Annotated in this window: 13 protein-coding genes; 11 read left to right on the forward strand and 2 right to left on the reverse strand. The window is 63.5% G+C overall.

The window, feature by feature from the left end; translation table 11 throughout:
- Window positions 1-7: 7 nt before the first annotated feature.
- Window positions 8-871: a M20/M25/M40 family metallo-hydrolase gene (locus tag AC5RWD_RS09070; protein ID WP_494019696.1), complete on the reverse strand. Its 864-nt coding sequence runs from the start codon at window positions 869-871 to the stop codon at window positions 8-10.
- On the opposite strand from AC5RWD_RS09070, the gene AC5RWD_RS09075 reads away from it, so the two are divergent.
- From AC5RWD_RS09075 to AC5RWD_RS09105, 7 genes are all read left to right on the forward strand, one after another.
- Window positions 870-1,220, forward strand: coding sequence for a hypothetical protein (locus AC5RWD_RS09075; RefSeq protein ID WP_494019697.1), 351 nt, complete (start codon window positions 870-872; stop codon window positions 1,218-1,220). The two genes, AC5RWD_RS09070 and AC5RWD_RS09075, sit on opposite strands and share 2 nt — an antisense overlap.
- 327 nt (window positions 1,221-1,547) lie before the next feature.
- Entirely contained in the window at window positions 1,548-2,822 is a 1,275-nt protein-coding gene (gene ectB, locus AC5RWD_RS09080) for a diaminobutyrate--2-oxoglutarate transaminase (RefSeq protein ID WP_494019698.1), read from the forward strand.
- Between the two features lie 268 nt (window positions 2,823-3,090).
- Window positions 3,091-4,494 carry an aspartate kinase gene (locus tag AC5RWD_RS09085; protein WP_494019764.1) on the forward strand — a complete coding sequence of 468 codons (1,404 nt, stop codon included), beginning with the start codon at window positions 3,091-3,093 and terminating at the stop codon, window positions 4,492-4,494.
- 60 nt (window positions 4,495-4,554) lie between these two features.
- A complete protein-coding gene (locus AC5RWD_RS09090) occupies window positions 4,555-8,805 on the forward strand; it encodes a Pls/PosA family non-ribosomal peptide synthetase (protein WP_494019699.1) in 4,251 nt (1,416 codons plus the stop codon).
- Window positions 8,802-9,932, forward strand: a complete 1,131-nt coding sequence (gene asd, locus AC5RWD_RS09095) for an aspartate-semialdehyde dehydrogenase (RefSeq protein WP_494019700.1) — start codon at window positions 8,802-8,804, stop codon at window positions 9,930-9,932. The genes AC5RWD_RS09090 and asd overlap by 4 nt, the downstream gene beginning before the upstream one ends.
- Window positions 9,933-10,034: 102 nt before the next feature.
- Complete coding sequence (locus AC5RWD_RS09100) at window positions 10,035-10,541, forward strand: hypothetical protein (RefSeq protein WP_494019701.1); 507 nt, start codon at window positions 10,035-10,037, stop codon at window positions 10,539-10,541.
- A gap of 81 nt (window positions 10,542-10,622) precedes the next feature.
- Window positions 10,623-10,847, forward strand: a complete 225-nt coding sequence (locus tag AC5RWD_RS09105) for a hypothetical protein (RefSeq protein WP_494019702.1) — start codon at window positions 10,623-10,625, stop codon at window positions 10,845-10,847.
- A gap of 35 nt (window positions 10,848-10,882) precedes the next feature.
- On the opposite strand, the gene AC5RWD_RS09110 is transcribed toward AC5RWD_RS09105, so the two are convergent.
- Window positions 10,883-13,429: a DEAD/DEAH box helicase gene (locus tag AC5RWD_RS09110; protein ID WP_494019703.1), complete on the reverse strand. Its 2,547-nt coding sequence runs from the start codon at window positions 13,427-13,429 to the stop codon at window positions 10,883-10,885.
- Window positions 13,430-13,561: 132 nt separating this feature from the next.
- On the opposite strand from AC5RWD_RS09110, the gene AC5RWD_RS09115 reads away from it, so the two are divergent.
- From AC5RWD_RS09115 to AC5RWD_RS09130, 4 genes are all read left to right on the forward strand, one after another.
- Window positions 13,562-14,335, forward strand: coding sequence for a trans-aconitate 2-methyltransferase (locus AC5RWD_RS09115; protein ID WP_494019704.1), 774 nt, complete (start codon window positions 13,562-13,564; stop codon window positions 14,333-14,335).
- A gap of 122 nt (window positions 14,336-14,457) precedes the next feature.
- Entirely contained in the window at window positions 14,458-16,296 is a 1,839-nt protein-coding gene (locus AC5RWD_RS09120) for an ABC transporter ATP-binding protein (protein ID WP_494019705.1), read from the forward strand.
- A 13-nt stretch (window positions 16,297-16,309) separates the two neighbouring features.
- Window positions 16,310-18,169, forward strand: a complete 1,860-nt coding sequence (locus AC5RWD_RS09125; RefSeq protein ID WP_494019765.1) for an ABC transporter ATP-binding protein — start codon at window positions 16,310-16,312, stop codon at window positions 18,167-18,169.
- Window positions 18,166-18,546, forward strand: a complete 381-nt coding sequence (locus AC5RWD_RS09130; RefSeq protein WP_494019706.1) for a GntR family transcriptional regulator — start codon at window positions 18,166-18,168, stop codon at window positions 18,544-18,546. Before AC5RWD_RS09125 ends, AC5RWD_RS09130 begins: the two co-directional genes overlap by 4 nt.
- Window positions 18,547-18,587: the final 41 nt, after the last annotated feature.

Consider the following 18,587-nt stretch of genomic DNA (forward strand, 5'->3'; position numbering starts at 1 on the left):
GTGCCAATCAGGGCGGCGTCATGGCAAAGGCAAGCGTGACGTAGCCCAAGGCGCCGGCCATGTCCTTCAGCAGTGTGGGGTCGACGTTCTCTATGTCGTCGCAGCTGCTGTGGTAGCAGGGATCGTGATCTTCGCCTGCGATGCCACCGAACTCCGTCACCTGCCCGGAGTTTTTTCGATCATCATCTCCGGAGAATAGCCCTCCCACGGGGATGCCCGCCCCAACAAAGGGTTCGTAATCCGACTCGCCATCGAGCTCAGTTGCCTCCGCGGCCATCGAGTTCTTTGCGAAGTATTCGAAGAACTGGCGCTCGATTTCGCCCGAACCTCGGGGGCCGGCATGTCCAAAGCTAGAGCCGTCACCATCGTGGACGAACCGTCCGCCGTTGGGTGAGGCGACCATGTCCAGGTTGAGATTCAGCATCGTCTGCGAAATTTCGCTATCGCTAAGGGTGTCCACGTAGTGCCTGGAACCCAGGAGATCAACCTCTTCGGCGCCCCAGAAAGCAAACCGTACCCTGTTTTTCGGCTGGATCCCGGTCTCGGTCATCCAGCGGGCAGTCTCGATCATGGCGGCGACGCCGCTGGCATTGTCATTTATCCCTGGTCCCCTTCGTACTGAGTCGAGATGCCCGCCCACCACAATGGTGTGGGCCGGGTCGCCCGCAGTGTCCGCGAGGATGTTGAATGTTTCCACATCAGCCTCACGACGCTCGTCCCGGTACGTGAAAGTCTGCCGGACCGGCTTGTACCCGGCAGATCGCAGCTGCCCCTCGACATACCGGGCCGATGCCTCGTAACCGGCGGTTCCTGCCGCTCGATTACCTCCTGCCCCATCCGCTACTTTTTGCAGCGCCTCAAGGTGCTTCATGAGATTCCTGCTGGCGAAAGCAGCCCGCACCTGGCTGGCTGTATTCTCCGGCGCCGCAGTGGCCGCCTCCGGCGCCGCAGTGGCCGTCTCCGGCGCCGCAGCGGCCGTCTCCGGCGCCGGCGTGGCCGTCGGACTTATCGCGAGAGGCGGTTCCTGGGCCGGCAGTGTCACAGCCGGCAGCGTGACAGCCGGCGGCGCCCCAAGCGGAGCCCTCCCGGCAGGTGATGAACACGCCGAGAGTATGATTGCCGCAGCTGCAGCGATAAAGACTCCTGCTGTGTTCCCACACAACCTTCGCCTCGGGCGGAACGCGTCCATGGTAGAAAGCTACCGCTTGCCCCAGGGCTGAGGAAGGCTTCTTCCAAGAGTCAGGTACACCCCGCACTACGCAGGCGAGTGTTCAAGTATGTAGGTATTGGCCACGTCAACTATGCAGGTACTCAGGACGGTTGCGGCGAGCCTGTGAACCTGCCTACTGTCGTTTTAGCAGGTTTGAATGGCGTTAGTGCATCCGTGGAGGATTCACGGTGGATAGCTAGTTATTCGCTGCTGGGGAAAATAAATGGCAACCGCAGTGTTCCGTTTCGCCGCAATTGCGCGGCTGTCTTTGAAAGGTGAATGGGAAGGACGCAGACGTCCTGGCCCGTGATACACAAGCTGGCAGGAAGCTACCCCTATGCAAGACATTTTTGAGTCACTCGAATCCGAAGTCCGCAGCTATTGCCGTGGTTGGGACACCGTTTTCGAGCGTGCGACCGGCAGCAGGCTCTACGGTGAGGACGGCCGAGAGTATCTTGATTTCTTTTCGGGCGCCGGAGCCCTGAACTACGGGCATAACCACCCGGCACTTCTTCAACCGCTCGTGGACTATTTGTTGTCCGGGGCTGTCATTCACTCTTTGGACATGAAGACCTCCGCGAAGCGGCGGTTCCTTCAAATGTTCCAGGAGGTCATTCTCAAGCCCAGAAATCTTGAATATAAAGTGATGTTTCCGGGTCCCACCGGCACAAATTGTGTAGAAGCAGCGCTGAAGCTGGCCAGAAAGGTCACCGGGCGGCCACACATCCTTGGCTTCACCAACGCATTCCACGGGATGACGCTCGGCTCGCTGGCTGTAACCGGAAACGCCATGAAACGTCATGGCGCCGGCGTCCCCCTGACCAACGCCTCCAGCATTCCCTATGACGGATTCCTCGATGAGGAGGGCGCCGGACTTCAATGGCTCCGCCTGGCGCTGAAGGACTCAGGATCGGGTCTCGAAAGACCTGCTGCCGTCATTGTCGAAACTGTTCAGGGCGAGGGCGGGCTGAGGGCGGCGCGCGCGTGCTGGCTCCGGAATTTGGCGGACATCTGCCATGAATTCGGGATCCTCCTCATCGTTGATGATGTTCAGGCGGGGTGCGGGCGAACAGGGACCTTCTTCAGTTTCGAAGATTCAGGCATCGTCCCGGACATTGTGTGTCTTTCGAAATCCATTTCGGGCTTCGGTTTACCTTTGGCCCTGACTTTGTTCAGGCCCGAGTTGGATATTTGGAAGCCGGGAGAGCACAACGGTACTTTTCGCGGGCATAATCCGGCATTCGTGACCGGCGCGGCGGCGCTGGAGCATTTCTGGCAGGATTCAGATTTTGAGTCGCGAACAGCGGCCCGATCAGCACAGCTGCACACGGGACTGGCGCGAATTGCAGCCTCTGCTAGCGGAGCCACGGTTCGGGGCCGGGGCATGCTGGCCGGAATTCACTATTCCGATACCAAAGCAGCAGGGCGTATTGCAGCTGAATCATTTGCCCGCGGCCTTCTGGTGGAGACTTCGGGACCGGAAGGTGAAGTGCTCAAGACCATGCCTGCACTCACGATAAGCGCCGAGGACCTGGATCTTGGCCTGGCAATTTTGGCCGGAGCAGCCGAATCCGTGCTAGGCCACAGAACAGTCCTGAAAACCGTCGCCTGACTCCGCTGGATCACTCGATTGGGCCTGAGAAGGAATAACCGCCGTACAACGATGTAAGGATTGCGGATATCCAATGAGCATGCCACTTGTACCTCCGGCAGATCACGATTCCTTCGGATCTGCAGAGTCAACCGAAGCCACTGCAGGCCACGGTGCGCCGCAGCCGGCAGAGCGGGCAAGGGGCCACGGTGTGGCGACCGCCCCCCTCTGGACCGAGTGGAGCCGGCCTCAGTATGAGGATGTAGGACCGACGGTTCCGCGGGGTTCCCTGATCGTACAAAAGTTTGGCGGATCATCGGTGGCTGACGCAGCCGGCATCTGCAGGGCCGCCCGCAGGATAGCTAAAACACGGGAGGCAGGATATCAGGTGGTTGCCGTGGTGTCCGCCATGGGCGACACTACTGACCAGTTGTGCGATCTGGCTGCGGGTGTTTCCCAGAATCCCAATCCGGGAGCGTTGGACGCCCTGCTCAGCATGGGGGAAGCTGTTTCATCATCCCTGTTGGCCATGGCCCTGGTGGACTGCGGCCAGGCGGCGCGGACGTTCACTGGCAGTCAGGCTGGCCTGATCACAGACAGCGTTCACGGTAAAGCACGCATAACCGATGTCCGGCCCGGACGCATCCGGACCTGCCTCGACCACGACACTGTACCGATTGTTGCCGGCTTTCAAGGCAGGACGCAGAAAGGCCGCCGGGTCACGACGCTCGGACGGGGCGGGTCAGACCTGACAGCTGTGGCTCTCGCCGCGGCCCTTGGCGCCGGCATCTGTGAAATCTACACGGACGTGGATGGTGTGTACACCGCGGATCCCCGCATCGTGCCTACGGCACGAAAGATAGCCGCCTTATCCAGCGAGGAGATGCTCGAATTCGCCGCCTGTGGCAGCAAGGTCATGCACCTGCGCAGCGTTGAATACGCGCGCCGCTTTGGTCTTCCCATCCACGTCAGATCGTCCTTCAGCGACGAGATGGGGACTTTGATTCTGCCCGGTCTCGACCGAAGTCCCTTCAGCAGGCCAGCACCCGAGCAAGCTGTGATCACCGAAGTGTCGGGCTGCGAGGCCCTTGCGGAAATTGGCGTGGCCGGCCTCCGCGACGATCCCGAAAACATGTCGACCCTTTTCCGCCACCTGTCGCAATCGGGAATCAACATTCAAACCGTCGTTCAGAAGCGGTCAGGACCTGGCCAGCGCGCCGACATCGTATTTTCGCTGCCGGCGGCGCAGGCAGCAACTGTTTTGTCCGTGCTGCGCGCTCAGCAAAGCGATCTCAACTTTCAGGATCTGCAGCACAATGGCCGAGCCGGCAAGGTGGTCCTGTCCGGACTAGGCATGCGTTCATCTCCTGCGGTTTTCTCCACCTTCTTCACGGCCCTGTCAAAGGCTGGGGTGGACCTCGACCTCATTGAAATCTCAGAGACAGGCCTAAGTGCAGTTACGGGGACGGACCAGTTGGAGAAGGCGGTCCGCGCAGTGCGGTTAGCATTCGGCCTGGCCACGGACGGAGCCGGCAAGATTTCTGGGAGCGGCCTGAGGCTTGCCGTCGCCCGCGGACCACGGTCTGGCGGCACCAGTCGGCTGGAGAGCTCCGAGGACGGCCGGCGATCGTCTTCGCCCGCTCCTGTTTCGCCGGCTGTTCACAGTCTTCAGGGAGTTCGCCGGTCAAGCTGACACGGCCATGGGAAGGGAACACGCCTGCGAAATGTCAAGTCCAATGAAGGAACCAGCAAAATGACCAAAAGCGTGAAGATGCAGAGCCGTGGCGATATCCGCCCCGCGGAGCTGCGGGGCATCCTGACAACGGGGCGGAATGGGGCCGGGCCGGTCTTGACATCCGCCTTTCCTGATCACGTGGCAAGGTGGAGCAGAGGGGAACGGCTGAACCAGCTGTTTGAGGCGCGCTGTGACGCCTATACAGACCAGGGCCGCGCCGATCAACTCGCCGTGGACGCAGAAGATACTGTCCTTACGTACGAGGAGCTGGATCGGCGGGCCAACCAGTTAGCACGCTATCTCCTCGCCGCCGGAGCGCGGCCGGGGGACCGCATCGCATTGCTGTTCGATCAGCCGTCGTACGCCTACGTCGCAATGCTGGGTGTGCTCAAGATACGGTCCGCATATGTTCCGCTGGATCCGGGCTTCCCCCCAGACCGGCTCAAGTACATCGTCGAAGACTCCGATGTGACCACTGTCCTCTCGCTGTCACATCTCAAGGATCTGCTCCCTGAAGTTGCCGCGCTGACGATTTGCCTGGACGACGTCAGCGCGCAGGTGGACGCCCAGGATCCGTCCCGCATTGAAGAACCCTTGGAGGGCGGGACGGCGGATGAACTCGCCTACATCATTTACACGTCCGGATCTACGGGCAGGCCAAAGGGCGTGGCGGTAGAGCACGCAAGCATCTGCAACTTTGTACGCGTCGCCTCCGCCCTCTATGGGATCGAGCCCACCGACCGCGTTTACCAGGGGATGACCATTGCGTTCGACTTCTCCGTTGAAGAAATCTGGGTTTCCTGGCTGGCCGGAGCCACGCTGGTTCCAAAGCCCGCAGGTTCCACCCTTCTCGGCGCTGACCTTGCTTCCTACCTGGTCGCGAAACGAATCAGCGCCCTGTGCTGCGTGCCGACTTTGCTCGCAACTATTGATGAAGATCTGCCCGAGCTGCGTTTCCTGCTCGTCTCCGGTGAAGCGTGTCCCAGGGATCTGGTGACGCGCTGGCACGTTCCCGGACGCCGTTTCCTCAATGTCTACGGACCCACAGAAGCGACCGTGACGGCCACGTGGGCCCTCGTGGACCCGGACGGCCCTGTCTCGCTGGGGGTCCCGCTGCCAACCTATACGGCTGTAATCCTGGATCCCGCCGACAGCCGTGCACTTCCACTGGGGGAAGCCGGGGAAATAGGGCTGGCTGGAGTGGGCCTTGCGCGGGGCTACGTGAATCGCCCGGACCTGACGGAGAAGGCGTTTGTTCCCGACTTCCTAGAGATCAGCAACAACCCGTCGGGGAGAATCTACCGCACGGGCGATCTGGGAAGGATAAACAAGGACGGGGAAATCGAGTACCTGGGACGCATCGACACCCAAGTCAAAATCCGCGGATACCGCATCGAACTCGCGGAGATAGAGTCTTTCCTTTTACAGTACCCAGGAATCGCCCAGGGCGTGGTTCATACCTTCGAGCCGGAGCCGGGGCAGGTGGAACTCGCGGCCTACTACACGCTTCGCCACGATACCGAGAGCATTGAGGCCCATGAAATTTACCGGATGCTACGCACCCGGCTTCCCGGCTACATGGTCCCTTCCTACTTTGAGCAGCTCGAGTCTCTCCCCGTGATGCCCAGCGGCAAGACGGACCGAAAGCGGCTGCCGCGCCCGTCCAGCAGAATCAGCTTGGCCGGCACAGGAACTTACACTGCCCCGGCAACACCGGTGGAAACGGCGTTGGCCGAGCACCTTGGGGCCATACTGAAGGTTGACCGCATCTCCACAGACGCGCACTTTTTTAACGACCTGGGCGCCAACTCATTACTCATGGCGCATTTTTGTGCACGTGTCAGACAGGAAACGGACCTGCCACCGGCAGCGATGCAAGACATTTATCAGCATCCCACTGTGGGGCAGCTGGCCGCTGTGCTCACGGCAACGCAACCTGAAGCAGCTGCTCAACCGACAGCGCCCCGGCGCCATCTCGTGGCGGATGCCGCCGTGACACTTCCCAGCACCTTCAAGTACGCCATGTGCGGTGTCATCCAATTGGCATTCTTCCTCGGCTACACAATGTATGCAGCCTGGCTGCTAGTGGTCGGATTTACCTGGATGTCAGGGGCAAACGGTGTAATTGAGACCTGGTGGCGTTCGGTCGGTTTTGGTGGCGCCGTGTTCGTGGTGCTGTCGCTTACTCCGGTCCTGCTCAAGTGGATCCTCGTCGGCAGGTGGAAATCGCGGCAGATCAGGCTCTGGAGCCTGGATTACATCCGCTTCTGGATAGTGAAGACACTGACGCGTGCCAACCCCCTAGTGATGTTCGCCGGCTCACCGCTCTATGTCCTTTATCTGCGGCTTCTTGGCGCCAAAATCGGGAAGGGCGCGGTGATCTTTTCCCGAACGGTACCGGCTTGCCCAGACCTGCTCACCGTCGGCGACGATACGGTGATCCACAAGGACGCCACCTTCCTCTGCTACCGGGCCCAGCCCGGTGTGATCGAGACAGGCCCCGTGACGCTGGGGAATAATGTCCTGATCTCTGAGAAGACGACACTGGACATTGGGGCCTCCATGGGGAACGACACCCAACTGGGGCACGCTTCCTCGCTTCACGCCTCCCAAGCTGTACCCGACGGACAGGTCTGGCACGGTTCCCCAGCTGTACCTGCCAGCGCAAACTATCGGCGGGTCCCGCCGGCGAGCTGCACAACCCGCCGGAGGGTCATCTTCAGCCTGTTTCAGCTTTTCGCCCGCTTCTTCCTCGTTCTTCCTGTCGGCCTCCTTGCACTCACAGGCCTGCTGCCCTCCTATCTGTCCACCGGGCACCTGAATCTGGGCCAGTCTTACTTCTACCTGCACATCATGGCCGCCACTCTGGTCTTGTACATCTCCGGACTCATTGGCGGGCTACTCTTCATCCTCAGCGTTCCGCGTCTGCTCAATTGTTTCCTCAAGCCAGATAAGGTCTACCCGCTCTACGGAGTGCATTTCTCCATCCAGCGGCTGATCGCCCGGATTTCCAATGCAGGAGTCTACAAAACGCTTTTCGGCGACAGCTCGTACATTGTCCATTACCTGCGTGCCCTTGGTTACAACCTGTGCAAGGTCGAGCAGACTGGATCGAATTTTGGTCCCGCGGTGGCCCACGAATCCCCTTTCTTGAGCACAGTAGGCACCGGAACGATGGTGTCAGACGGACTCAACCTGATGAACGCGGACTTCTCGAGTACCTCCTTCCGGCTCTCCCGGGTGAGGATAGCGGGCCGTAACTTCCTCGGAAATGACATCACCTTTCCGATCGGAGCCAGGGTGGGAGAGAACTGCCTCCTAGCCACCAAGGTGATGGTCCCGATCGAGGGCCCGGTCCGGACTGATGTGGGCTTGCTGGGCTCGCCGCCATTCGAGATTCCGCGCTCCGTCCAGCGTGATGCTGAGTTTGATGAACTCAAGACCGACGAGGCGAAAAAACGGCTCCTGCCAGCGAAAAACCGCCACAACATCATCACTATGGTGTTGTTCCTAACCCTGAACTGGTTCCTATTCTTCATTGCGTCCCTCTGGGGCTCTGTGGCCGTGGCGCAGTACGGTTTCCTCGGTGTCGCGGCTATTGCCCTCTCGACGCTGGCTACACTGGTATTCGGCATACTGGTTACCGTGCTGGCGGAGCGAGCGGTCCTGGGCTTTAGGCGCCTGAAGCCGCAGTACTGCTCCATCTACGACCCTTATTTCTGGCACCATGAACGGCTCTGGAAGCTGATGTCAGGCGCACCCTTTAACGGGACCCCGTTCAAGCCTTTGATCTGGAGACTGCTCGGCGTTAAAGTCGGCAGGCGGCTTTATGATGCCGGCCTGGGAATACCGGAGCACACACTCGTAACGGTCGGCGATGACTGCGCGTTCAATGAGGGAACAATCATCCAAGGCCATTCATTGGAAGATGGAACCTTCAAGTCCGGCTACATCGTTCTGGGTAACCGCTGCACTCTCGGCGTGTCAGCCTTCGTCCACTACGGCGTGACGATGCGCGACGGCTCGACGGTTGGGGCTGACGCTTTTCTGATGAAGGGCACCGAGGTCCCCGAAGACACGCTGTTCGCCGGAAATCCAGCCCGACCCATATCGCGCCGGACACCCGAAACGCCTCGGCCTCCCGCCGCTGGGTGGGGGCCCCGGCACAGGGCCGTCGGGTACGCACGAGTCCACACCGCAAGGTCCCTTCCAGCGGGAGTCCACCGGATTGCTTCTCCACGGGGTCATGTTCTAAGGCGCGCTAGATGACTACAGCAGCTACCCCCTCCGTCGGCCTGGTCGGATGGCGCGGCATGGTCGGCTCCGTCCTGATGCAGCGCATGCAGGACGAGGGCGACTTCGCCAGCATCAACCCGGTATTTTTCTCCACCTCAAACGCGGGAGGTGCCGCCCCGACTTTCGCTGACGGGGCCGGCAAGCTCGAGGACGCGTTCGATGTCGAGACATTGGCGAAGCTGCCGATTATTGTCACCGCCCAGGGCGGGGACTACACCAAGCAGGTCCACGGCGAGCTGCGCAGCCGGGGCTGGGACGGCCTCTGGATCGACGCCGCCTCCACCCTGCGCATGAACGATGACTCCATCATCGTCCTTGACCCCATCAACCGCGACGTCATCGACAAGGGACTGGCCAACGGCGTCAAGGACTTCATCGGCGGCAACTGTACCGTCTCGTGCATGCTCATGGGCCTCGGCGGGCTCTTCAAGAACGGCCTCGTCGAGTGGGGCACGTCCATGACCTACCAGGCCGCCTCCGGCGGCGGTGCCCGTCACATGCGCGAACTGCTCAGCCAGTTCGGGACCCTCCACGCCGAGGTCAGCACGGAACTGAGTGACCCCGCGTCGGCCATTCTGGACATCGACCGCAAGGTGCTGGCCCACCAGCGCACTGGCATTGATGCAACCCAGTTCGGTGTGCCGCTGGCCGGCTCCCTCATCCCGTGGATCGACGCCGATCTCGGTAACGGCCAGTCCAAGGAAGAATGGAAGGCCGGTGTCGAGACCAACAAGATCCTCGGCACCTCCGAGGAGAACCACATCATCATGGACGGCCTCTGCGTCCGGATCGGCGCCATGCGTTCGCACTCCCAGGCGCTCACGCTCAAGCTGCGCGAGGACCTCTCCGTTGCCGAAATCGAGAAGCTGCTCGATGAGGACAACGAATGGGCCAAGGTTGTGCCCAACACCAAGGAAGCGTCGATGGCCCACCTCACCCCGGTGGCTGCCTCCGGCACCCTGAACATCCCGGTGGGCCGTATCCGCAAGCTCGAGATGGGCCCGCAGTACATCAGCGCCTTCACCGTGGGCGACCAGCTCCTCTGGGGCGCCGCCGAGCCGCTGCGCCGCATGCTCAACATCGCCACCGAAATGCTTTAGGTAACCGTCATGATGAGGCTCAGTCAGATGGATGAAATAGGGACTGGGAACGCTGTGCCAAGTCAAGATCTAAGTGCACCGTTGGCACCTTCAGACACGGGTGTGACGGTATACTTCCCGGGCGGCGCCCACGATCTGATTTACCTTCAGATCGACGGGCAGTGGGTGGCCTACGAAAAGTCGGTTTCACGGCCAGCGTCCGACTTCACTCAGGGTGATCGTCCGCGCGCCCAGGGTCGCCAGGAATCAGAACGGGAACCACAAGTCGTTCACTGGGCCGGGTACACGTGCCACAGCCCCTATGAACTTACCCGCGAACCCCGGCGTCGTGTGTACTACGATCCTGCCGCACACCCGGATCTGTTCGTGACCAAAGACGGCGGACCGCCCACCGCGCCCCTGCCCGTCCTGGAACTGGACGGCAGTTCGGACCCGAAACCGTGGGTTGATCCTGAAACCGGGAACCGGTTCTCGTCCGATGAGGCCAGGACAGTTACCAACCTCCTGAAGTACGCCCCGCGAAAGGCCGCCCCGGAAGTTGCCCGGAAGTCGGTCCAGGGAGCCGGGCCGCGACAGCGTCGCCGGCGGGTCCCCCAGATTGTTGGGTGACGCTCTGCCTCCTCCCAAGCATTGCACAGGCTCGCGACATACTCTGGATGAGTCAGACAACCGCAGCCTCAGGAGATCGCAATGTCCGGTGAAGCAAGCACAATGGAGTTCGTCGGGCGCGTCGCCATGACATGGCTCGAGGACTATGCAGAAAACCCCAAACCGGGAAGCTACATGGAGGCGGTGGCCGACCTTACTGCCAGGATTCTCGGCGGTGCGGTTGAAGCGGCCCAATCGGCCGGAGCTGAAGCCTTGGAGGCCAATGGGCATCTGCTACCACAGGAAGAAGAAGCCCAAGCCGGCTAGCAGCTGCCGTTCGTCCGTTCGGTCCGGCCCGCCGCTCAGAGCCTGTTGACTCCGGTCACCCGCACCACCGCAGTGCCGGTCTCGTCCGAGGCGGCCAGGTCCACCTCGGCGGAGATTCCCCAGTCGTGGTTCCCGGCGGGGTCGTCGAAAATCTGACGGACCTTCCAGACGCCGGGCTCCTCCGTGATGATGAGCAGCCCCGGACCGCGCGCGTCCGGGCCGGTGCCGATGTCCTCGTGTTCGTCGAAGTAGTCGTCCAGGACGTCTTCCCAGCGGTCCGCATCCCAGCCGGCGTCGCCGTCGAGATCGCCCAGGGCAGTCGCGTCCTCGTCGGCAAAAAGCTCGACGCGCCGGAACATCTCGTTGCGGACCATAACCCGGAAGGCCCGGATGTTGGATGTGAGGGACGGCGGCGGGGGAGGCGGGGCGTCGTGCGGGGTCGGCGCGGCGCCGGAGGTCAGTTCCTCCCATTCGTCCAGCAGACTGGAGTCCACCTGCCGCACCAGCTCACCAAGCCAGGCGATCAGGTCCTCGAGGTCTTCACGCAGCGCATCCTGCGGCACAGTCTGCCGGAGCGCCTTGAAGCCGTCCGCCAGGTACCGCAGCACGATGCCTTCGGAGCGGGCAAGGCCGTAGAACTGCACGAACTCGCCGAAGTTCATCGCGCGCTCGTACATGTCCCGGATGACCGACTTGGGGGCCAGCTCGAAGTCGCCCACCCACGGCGCTGCCTTCCGGTACACCTCGAAGGCCTCGCCCAGGATTTCCGCGAGCGGCTGGGGATAGGTGACGTCGTCGAGCATGGCCATCCGCTGCTCATACTCAATGCCGTCTGCCTTCATGGCGGCCACGGCCTCGCCGCGTGCCTTCTTCTGCTGCGCAGAGAGGATCTGCCGCGGCTTCTCCAGCGTGGCTTCAATCACGGAGACCACGTCGACGGCGTATGACGGCGATTCCGGGTCCAGCAGGTCCAGCGCGGCCAGGGCAAACGGGGACAGCGGCTGGTTCAGGGCAAAATTCGGCTGCAGGTGGACGGTCAGGCGCACCGTGCGGCCGTCCGCCCCCTGCTCCGCAGCAGGGATGCGCTCCACAACCTCGGCCGCGAGCAGCTCCCGGTAGATCCCTAGGGCCTTCTTCATGAGCCGCAGCTGGGAAGGGCGGGATTCGTGGTTCTCGGTGAGGAGCCGCCGGGCGGCGTGGAACGGGTCGCCCGGACGCTCCATGAGGTTCATGAGCATCGCATGGGTCACGGTGAAGCTGGAGTTCAGCGGGTCGGGGACGGAGTCCACCAGCCGGTTGTACGTGGGCTGGCCCCAGGACACGAACCCCTCAGGCGGCTTCTTCTTCACCACCTGGCGCAGCTTCCGCTGGTCATCACCGAACTTGGCGGTGGCCTTGGCCATCGCCTTGACGTTCTCCACCACGTGCTCGGGGGCCTGGACCACCACGGTGCCGGCCGTATCGTAACCGGCACGGCCGGCCCTTCCGGCAATCTGGTGGAACTCACGGGAGTTAAGCAGCCGGGTGCGTACGCCGTCGTACTTGCTCAGTGCGGTGAGCACGACGGTGCGGATGGGCACGTTGATCCCCACGCCCAGCGTGTCCGTGCCGCAGATGACCTTGAGCAGGCCTGCCTGGGCCAGCTGCTCCACAAGACGGCGGTACTTGGGCAGCATGCCCGCGTGGTGCACGCCGATGCCGTGCCGGACCAAGCGGTTCAAGGTCTTGCCGAAGCCCGCCGCGAAGCGGAAGTTCGCGATGAGCTCGGCGATTTTGTCCTTTTCCTCGCGCGTGCACACGTTGATGCTCATGAGCGTCTGCGCGCGCTCAATGGCTTCCGCCTGGCTGAAATGCACCACATAGACCGGCACTTCCTTGGTGCCCAGCAGTTCTTCGAGGGTTTCATGGACCGGCGTCTCGCGGTAGTAGTAATGCAGCGGAATCGGGCGCTCCGCCGAGCTGACAGTGGTGGTGGGCCGCCCCGTCAGTTCGGTCATGCCGGCTTCGAAGCGGCTCACGTCGCCCAGCGTTGCGGACATCAGGAGGAACTGTGCCTGCGGAAGTTCCAGCAGCGGAACCTGCCACGCCCAGCCGCGCTGCGGATCGGAGTAAAAATGGAACTCGTCCATGATGACGGCGCCCAGATCGGCCGCGGCGCCTTCGCGGAGCGCGGTGTTGGCCAGGATCTCGGCGGTGCAGCAGATGATCGGGGCGTCCTGGTTCACGCCGGAGTCACCGGTGATCATGCCCACGTTCTCCGCCCCGAAAATCTCGCAGAGGGCGAAGAACTTCTCGGACACCAGGGCCTTGATGGGGGCCGTGTAGTAGCTACGCTCGCCGCGGGCCATCGCCTGGAAATGGGCGGCAATGGCGACCAGGGACTTCCCGGAGCCGGTGGGCGTTGCGAGGATCACGTTGGCGCCCGAGGCCAGTTCCATGATCGCCTCGTCCTGGGCGGGGTAGAGCTGCAGGCCGCGGCTTTCAGTCCACTCCACGAAGCGCTCGTACAGCGTGTCCGGGTCCGCGCCGGTTCCGGTGGTGATCCGTGCGGACGGGGCGGGGAGCTGTTCAACGAGTTTCATTGCCTTCCAGCTTAGTGCCAGCGCGTCCCTCAACCATTTCGCCCCGGCCCGGCGCTAGGCTCGCGATGTCTGGACCATCAACCGTCCGGGCAGACCGTCCACGAACAACCGTCAGCAACAACCGGAGGCCATGTGTGGGATCCCGCCAAATACGTCCAGTTCGGCGACTACCGGCAGCGTCCGTTCTTTGACCTGACCGGCCGCATCCTTGCCGACGCCCCGCGGGAGGTGGTGGACCTCGGCTGCGGCCCCGGCAACCTGACCGCCACGCTCGCCGCCCGCTGGCCTTCCGCGCGGGTGGTTGGACTGGATTCATCCGCCGAGATGCTGGCCACGGCGGAGCAGCACCGGCAGACAGCGCCGCGACTGGAGTTCAGCCATGGGGACATCGCTTCCTGGCTGCCGTCCGCGGACACCGACGTGGTGGTGAGCAACGCGGCCCTGCAATGGGTCCCCGGGCACCCGGAACTCCTTGCCACCTGGCTCAAGGCATTGAAGCCCGGGGCGTGGTTCGCCCTCCAGGTGCCGGGCAACTTCTCCTCCCCGTCCCACACCCTGATGCGGGACGTGGCCGACTCGCCCGGATGGGCCGGCAAACTCGCCGGCGTGTTGCGCCACGACGAGGCTGTGGCGCACCCCGCACGCTACCTGGAGATCATGCTCGACGCGGGGTGTACGGCAGATGCGTGGGAGACCACCTACCAGCAGGTGCTCACGGGCGAAAACCCGGTGCTGGATTGGGTGCGCGGTGCCGGACTGCGGCCCGTGCTGGCTGCGCTGTCGCCAGACGATGCCGCCGCGTTCGAAGCCGAATACGGCGCCCGACTGGCCGAGGCCTATCCGGCCACGCCGCACGGCACGGTGTATCCGTTCCGCAGGATCTTCGCGGTGGCCCGCAAGCTTTAGGGCAGCCGCCCCGCCGCGCGGGCAATGTCCCGCGCCGTCCCATGTGATCTGGCTTACAATGGCCAAGCGGCTATTGGGGGCCTGCCCAGGCTCCCGTACGCCCTGGCCATGGAGGAGGCGCGGTGCTGATTGGCTTAATGCTCCGCCTCCTCGCCGAGCACCGGGCCGCCGTCTGGGCGATCATAGTGCTGCAGGTGGTGCAGACGGCAGGAAACCTACTGCTGCCCACTCTCAATGCCAGCATCATCGATGACGGGATCCTCGCCAACCAGCCCGGGGTGATCCTGGGGCTCGGCGGCTGGATGCTGGTCCTCACCGCTGTGCAGGCTGCAGCCGCCCTGGGTGCCGGGTACCTCGGGGCAGACGTCGCGATGAAGATCGGGCACCGCCTCAGACGTGAACTGTTCGCCCAGGTCCAGGCGATGTCCTCCCAGGAGATCGGGACGTTCGGCACCCCCAGCCTCGTCACCCGGGCCACCAACGACGTCCAGCAAATCCAGACCTTCGCCGTCCTGGTGTTCACTATGCTTGCCGCGGCGCCGGTCATGGGCATCGGAGGAATCATCCTGGCCGTCGAGCAGAATGCGGCCCTGTCCTCCGTCGTCATCGTCATCGTGCCGGTGCTGGTGCTCATCATGTACCTGATCGTGCGCCGCCTCATCCCGCTCTACCGGCAGGGCCAGACCCTCATCGACGGCATCACCCGGATCCTCCGCGAGCAGATCATTGGCGCCAACGTCATCCGCGGCTTTGTCCGGCAGAAGCATGAGGTTGCCCGTTTCACGGAAGCGAACCGGCGGCTGACCGGTAACAACCTTCAGTCCGCGCTCCTTGTTGCGGGCATGCTTCCGATGATCATGATCGTGGTGAACCTCTCCTCGGTGGCCGTGGTCTGGTTTGGCGGGCAACTGATCGACAGCGGCAGCATGGAGGTGGGTGCCCTCACCGCCTTCATTGCCTACATCCTGCAGATCCTGCTGGCCATCATGATGGCGATGTATGTGTTCAGCACCGCACCGCGCGCGGCCGTCTGCGCCGAGCGGATCCAGGACGTGCTGGACGTGACCCCGGCACTGGCCGTCCCCGCCGCGCCGATGCCCGCCCCGCCAAAAACCGCTGACACCCGGTCCGCAGCGCGGCAGCCCGCCGGCACCCGGGCCGCCGCGCCAGGGCCGGCAGCCACCCAGGCCACCGCGCAGGAGCCGTCAATGCCGGAAGGCGGGGGAGTGGAGTTCAGCCACGTCTGGTTCGCCTATCCGGGAGCGGAGTCCCCGGTCCTTGCCGACATCTCCTTTACTGCCGCGCCGGGCACTACCACTGCCATCCTTGGCCCGACCGGCAGCGGCAAAAGCACGCTCCTGAATCTCCTGCCGCGGTTCCTGAACGCCACGTCAGGTGAAATACGGTTCGGCGGAGCCGACATCCGGAAACTGTCTGCCGAACGGCTCCGGGCACGGATTTCGGTGGTCCCCCAGCACTCCTATCTCTTCTCAGGCACCGTGGCGGGCAACCTGCGGATGGCCGCGCCGGAGGCCACTGAGGACGACCTGTGGAACGCCCTGCGGCTGGCACGCGCCGACGACTTCGTCCGCCTGCTCCCGGACGGCCTCCATGCCGCCGTCGCCCAAGGCGGGGCCGGGCTCTCCGGCGGGCAGCGGCAGCGCCTCTGCATTGCCCGCGCCATGCTCCGCACCGCGGACCTCTACCTCTTTGATGACAGTTTCTCCGCCCTCGACTTTGCCACCGAGGCCGCGGTCACCCGGGCGCTGGAACCCGTGCTGTCGGCAGCGACCGTGCTCCTCGTGGCTGAACGCATCCCGACCATCATGGGCGCCGACCGGATCCTGGTGCTCGAGGATGGCCGGCTGGTGGCACAGGGGACCCACGCAGAACTGCTGGAGTCCTCAGCCACCTACCGGGAGATCGCCGAGTCCCAGCTGGCCCTCGATGAGCAGTCATGAGAACCGGGCAGCCATGAAGGGCATGCACGCCGCCGAACGTAAAACCGGCAGCTTCCTGCCGGCGGCCAAGCGCCTTCTGGGCTTGCTGCGCCCGTTCAAGGGCAAAATGGCCCTGGCCGTCGCGGCGACCTGCGGCTTCGCCGCCCTCAATGTAGCGGCTCCAAAGCTCCTCGGCGACGCCACCGACGTCATCGTGGACGGTTTCATGCACGGCGCCTTCGACGCCGGCAGCCTGGCCGCGCTGCTCGCCGTGGTGTCGCTGATGTACGTCGGCACCTCCATCTTCAACTGGGTCCAGGGCGCCCTGACGGCCCAGACGGTGCAGCGGCTTGTTTTCGGCCTTCGCGCCGCGGTCGAAGACAAACTGCACCGCCTGCCGTCGGCGCACTTCCACGAGCAGGCCAGGGGAGATGTCCTCAGCCGGGCAACGAACGACGTCGACAACATCTCGCAGGCGCTCAACCAGCTGCTCACGCAGCTGGTCATGTCCGTCCTGATGCTGTGCGGGTCGCTGGCCATGATGCTCTGGATCTCCCCGCTACTGGCGGCCATCGCCCTGGTGTCCGTGCCCCTGTCCACACTGATAACGGTGTTCATGGCCCGCCAGTCCCAGGCCTATTTCGCCGCCCAGTGGGCGTCCACCGGGGAACTGAACGCCCACATCGAGGAATTCATCACCGGTCACGAGGTGATCAAGGCATTTGGGCAGCAGGACACGGCGTCGGCCATCTTCGGTCGCGGCAACGACCGGCTGGCCCGCAGCAGCGCGCGGGCCCAATTCGTCTCCGGAGCCGTGCAGCCGCTCATGGTCTTCGTGGCCAACCTCAACTACGTGGCGGTGGCCGTCGTGGGCGCCCTGCAGGTGGCAGCCGGGGCCATGACGATCGGCGGCATCCAGGCGTTCATCCAGTTCAGCCGCCTCTTCACCCAGCCGATGGGCCAGATCGGCGGCATGCTTACCCTCATGCAGTCCTGCGCGGCCTCGGCGGAACGGGTCTTCGCCCTCCTTGACGAGCCTGAGATCCCCAGTGAGGACGAGGTTCCCGCCCGCCAGGAACCCCTGCGCGGCCGGATCGATTTCGAGGACGTCAGCTTCGCATACACCCCAGGGTCGCCGGCCGTCAGCGGGCTGTCCTTCTCTGTCCTCCCGGGCCAGACCGTGGCCATCGTGGGCCACACCGGGGCCGGCAAGACCACCGTGGTGAACCTCCTGATGCGCTTCTATGAACTCGATTCAGGCCGAATCACCATCGACGGCACGGACATCGCCACGGTGCCAGTGGACTCGCTGCGGTCCAATTTCGCCGTGGTCATGCAGGACGTCTGGCTGTTCAACGGCACCATCCGCGACAACATCGAATACGGTTCCCCGGGGGCGGATGACGCCCAGGTTCTGGCGGCGGCCGAGGCCAGCCACGTGGACCATTTCGTGCGGTCGCTGCCCGCCGGCTACGCCACGGCCCTGGGAGACGACGGCGATTCGCTGAGCCAGGGCCAAAGGCAACTGATCACCATCGCCCGGGCGCGTGTCGCCGACCGCAGCGTGCTGATTCTGGATGAGGCAACAAGCTCCGTGGATACCCGGACCGAGGTGCAGATCAAGACCGCGATGAACCGGCTGAGGCAGGGCAAGACGAGCTTCATCATTGCCCACAGGTTGTCCACCGTGCGCGACGCTGATCTAATTCTCGTCATGGATCACGGACGCATTGTTGAACAGGGGACGCACAGCAGCCTGCTGTCCGTGGACGGTCACTACAGGAACCTGTATGAGGCCCAGTTCCGGGGGGTGGACCGCGAACTTGGCGCCATCCGCCGGCTTCACGGCAGGCACGCCGCCGGTAAGCAGCGCTACCGGGAGTCCGGCCTGTGACCGCCGGCGATGCATTCCCGGGGCGGTGGAAGCCGAACACCGGCAGCTCCGTTGCCCTTTTTGAGCAGCTGCGGCTGCACGTGATCGAACAGGCGGACCAAGGAAAGCTTGCCCCCGGCACACGGCTGCCAGCGGTGCGGGCCCTCGCCGGAACCCTCGGCGTGGCACCCCACACGGTGGCACGCGCATACAAGGAACTGGAAGCTGCGGGCGTGGTCGCCACCAAAGGCCGCAACGGGACGGTGGTGTGCGCCCGCGACGAGCGTTGGAGTGCGTTGTCCGAGGCGGCAGCCGAATATGCCGCAGCCGCCAAATCGCAAGGCGCTACTTTCGCCCAGGCGGTCCACCTGCTGGCGGCTGCCTACGACGCCGAGTAGCGAACGTGGCGCAGCACACCCGCGTGGATATTCGAAGAAGT

The sequence above is a fragment of the Arthrobacter sp. CMU6 genome (genome assembly GCF_059090205.1).

Excerpts from the sequence above, each read along its gene's own strand:
- AC5RWD_RS09070 (WP_494019696.1), bottom strand. The coding sequence starts at position 871 with ATGAAGCACCTTGAGGCGCTGCAAAAAGTAGCGGATGGGGCAGGAGGT.
- AC5RWD_RS09090 (WP_494019699.1), top strand. The coding sequence starts at position 4,555 with ATGACCAAAAGCGTGAAGATGCAGAGCCGTGGCGATATCCGCCCCGCG.
- AC5RWD_RS09075 (WP_494019697.1), top strand. The coding sequence starts at position 870 with ATGAGATTCCTGCTGGCGAAAGCAGCCCGCACCTGGCTGGCTGTATTC.
- AC5RWD_RS09125 (WP_494019765.1), top strand. The coding sequence starts at position 16,310 with ATGAAGGGCATGCACGCCGCCGAACGTAAAACCGGCAGCTTCCTGCCG.
- AC5RWD_RS09105 (WP_494019702.1), top strand. The coding sequence starts at position 10,623 with ATGTCCGGTGAAGCAAGCACAATGGAGTTCGTCGGGCGCGTCGCCATG.
- AC5RWD_RS09110 (WP_494019703.1), bottom strand. The coding sequence starts at position 13,429 with ATGAAACTCGTTGAACAGCTCCCCGCCCCGTCCGCACGGATCACCACC.
- asd (WP_494019700.1), top strand. The coding sequence starts at position 8,802 with ATGACTACAGCAGCTACCCCCTCCGTCGGCCTGGTCGGATGGCGCGGC.
- ectB (WP_494019698.1), top strand. The coding sequence starts at position 1,548 with ATGCAAGACATTTTTGAGTCACTCGAATCCGAAGTCCGCAGCTATTGC.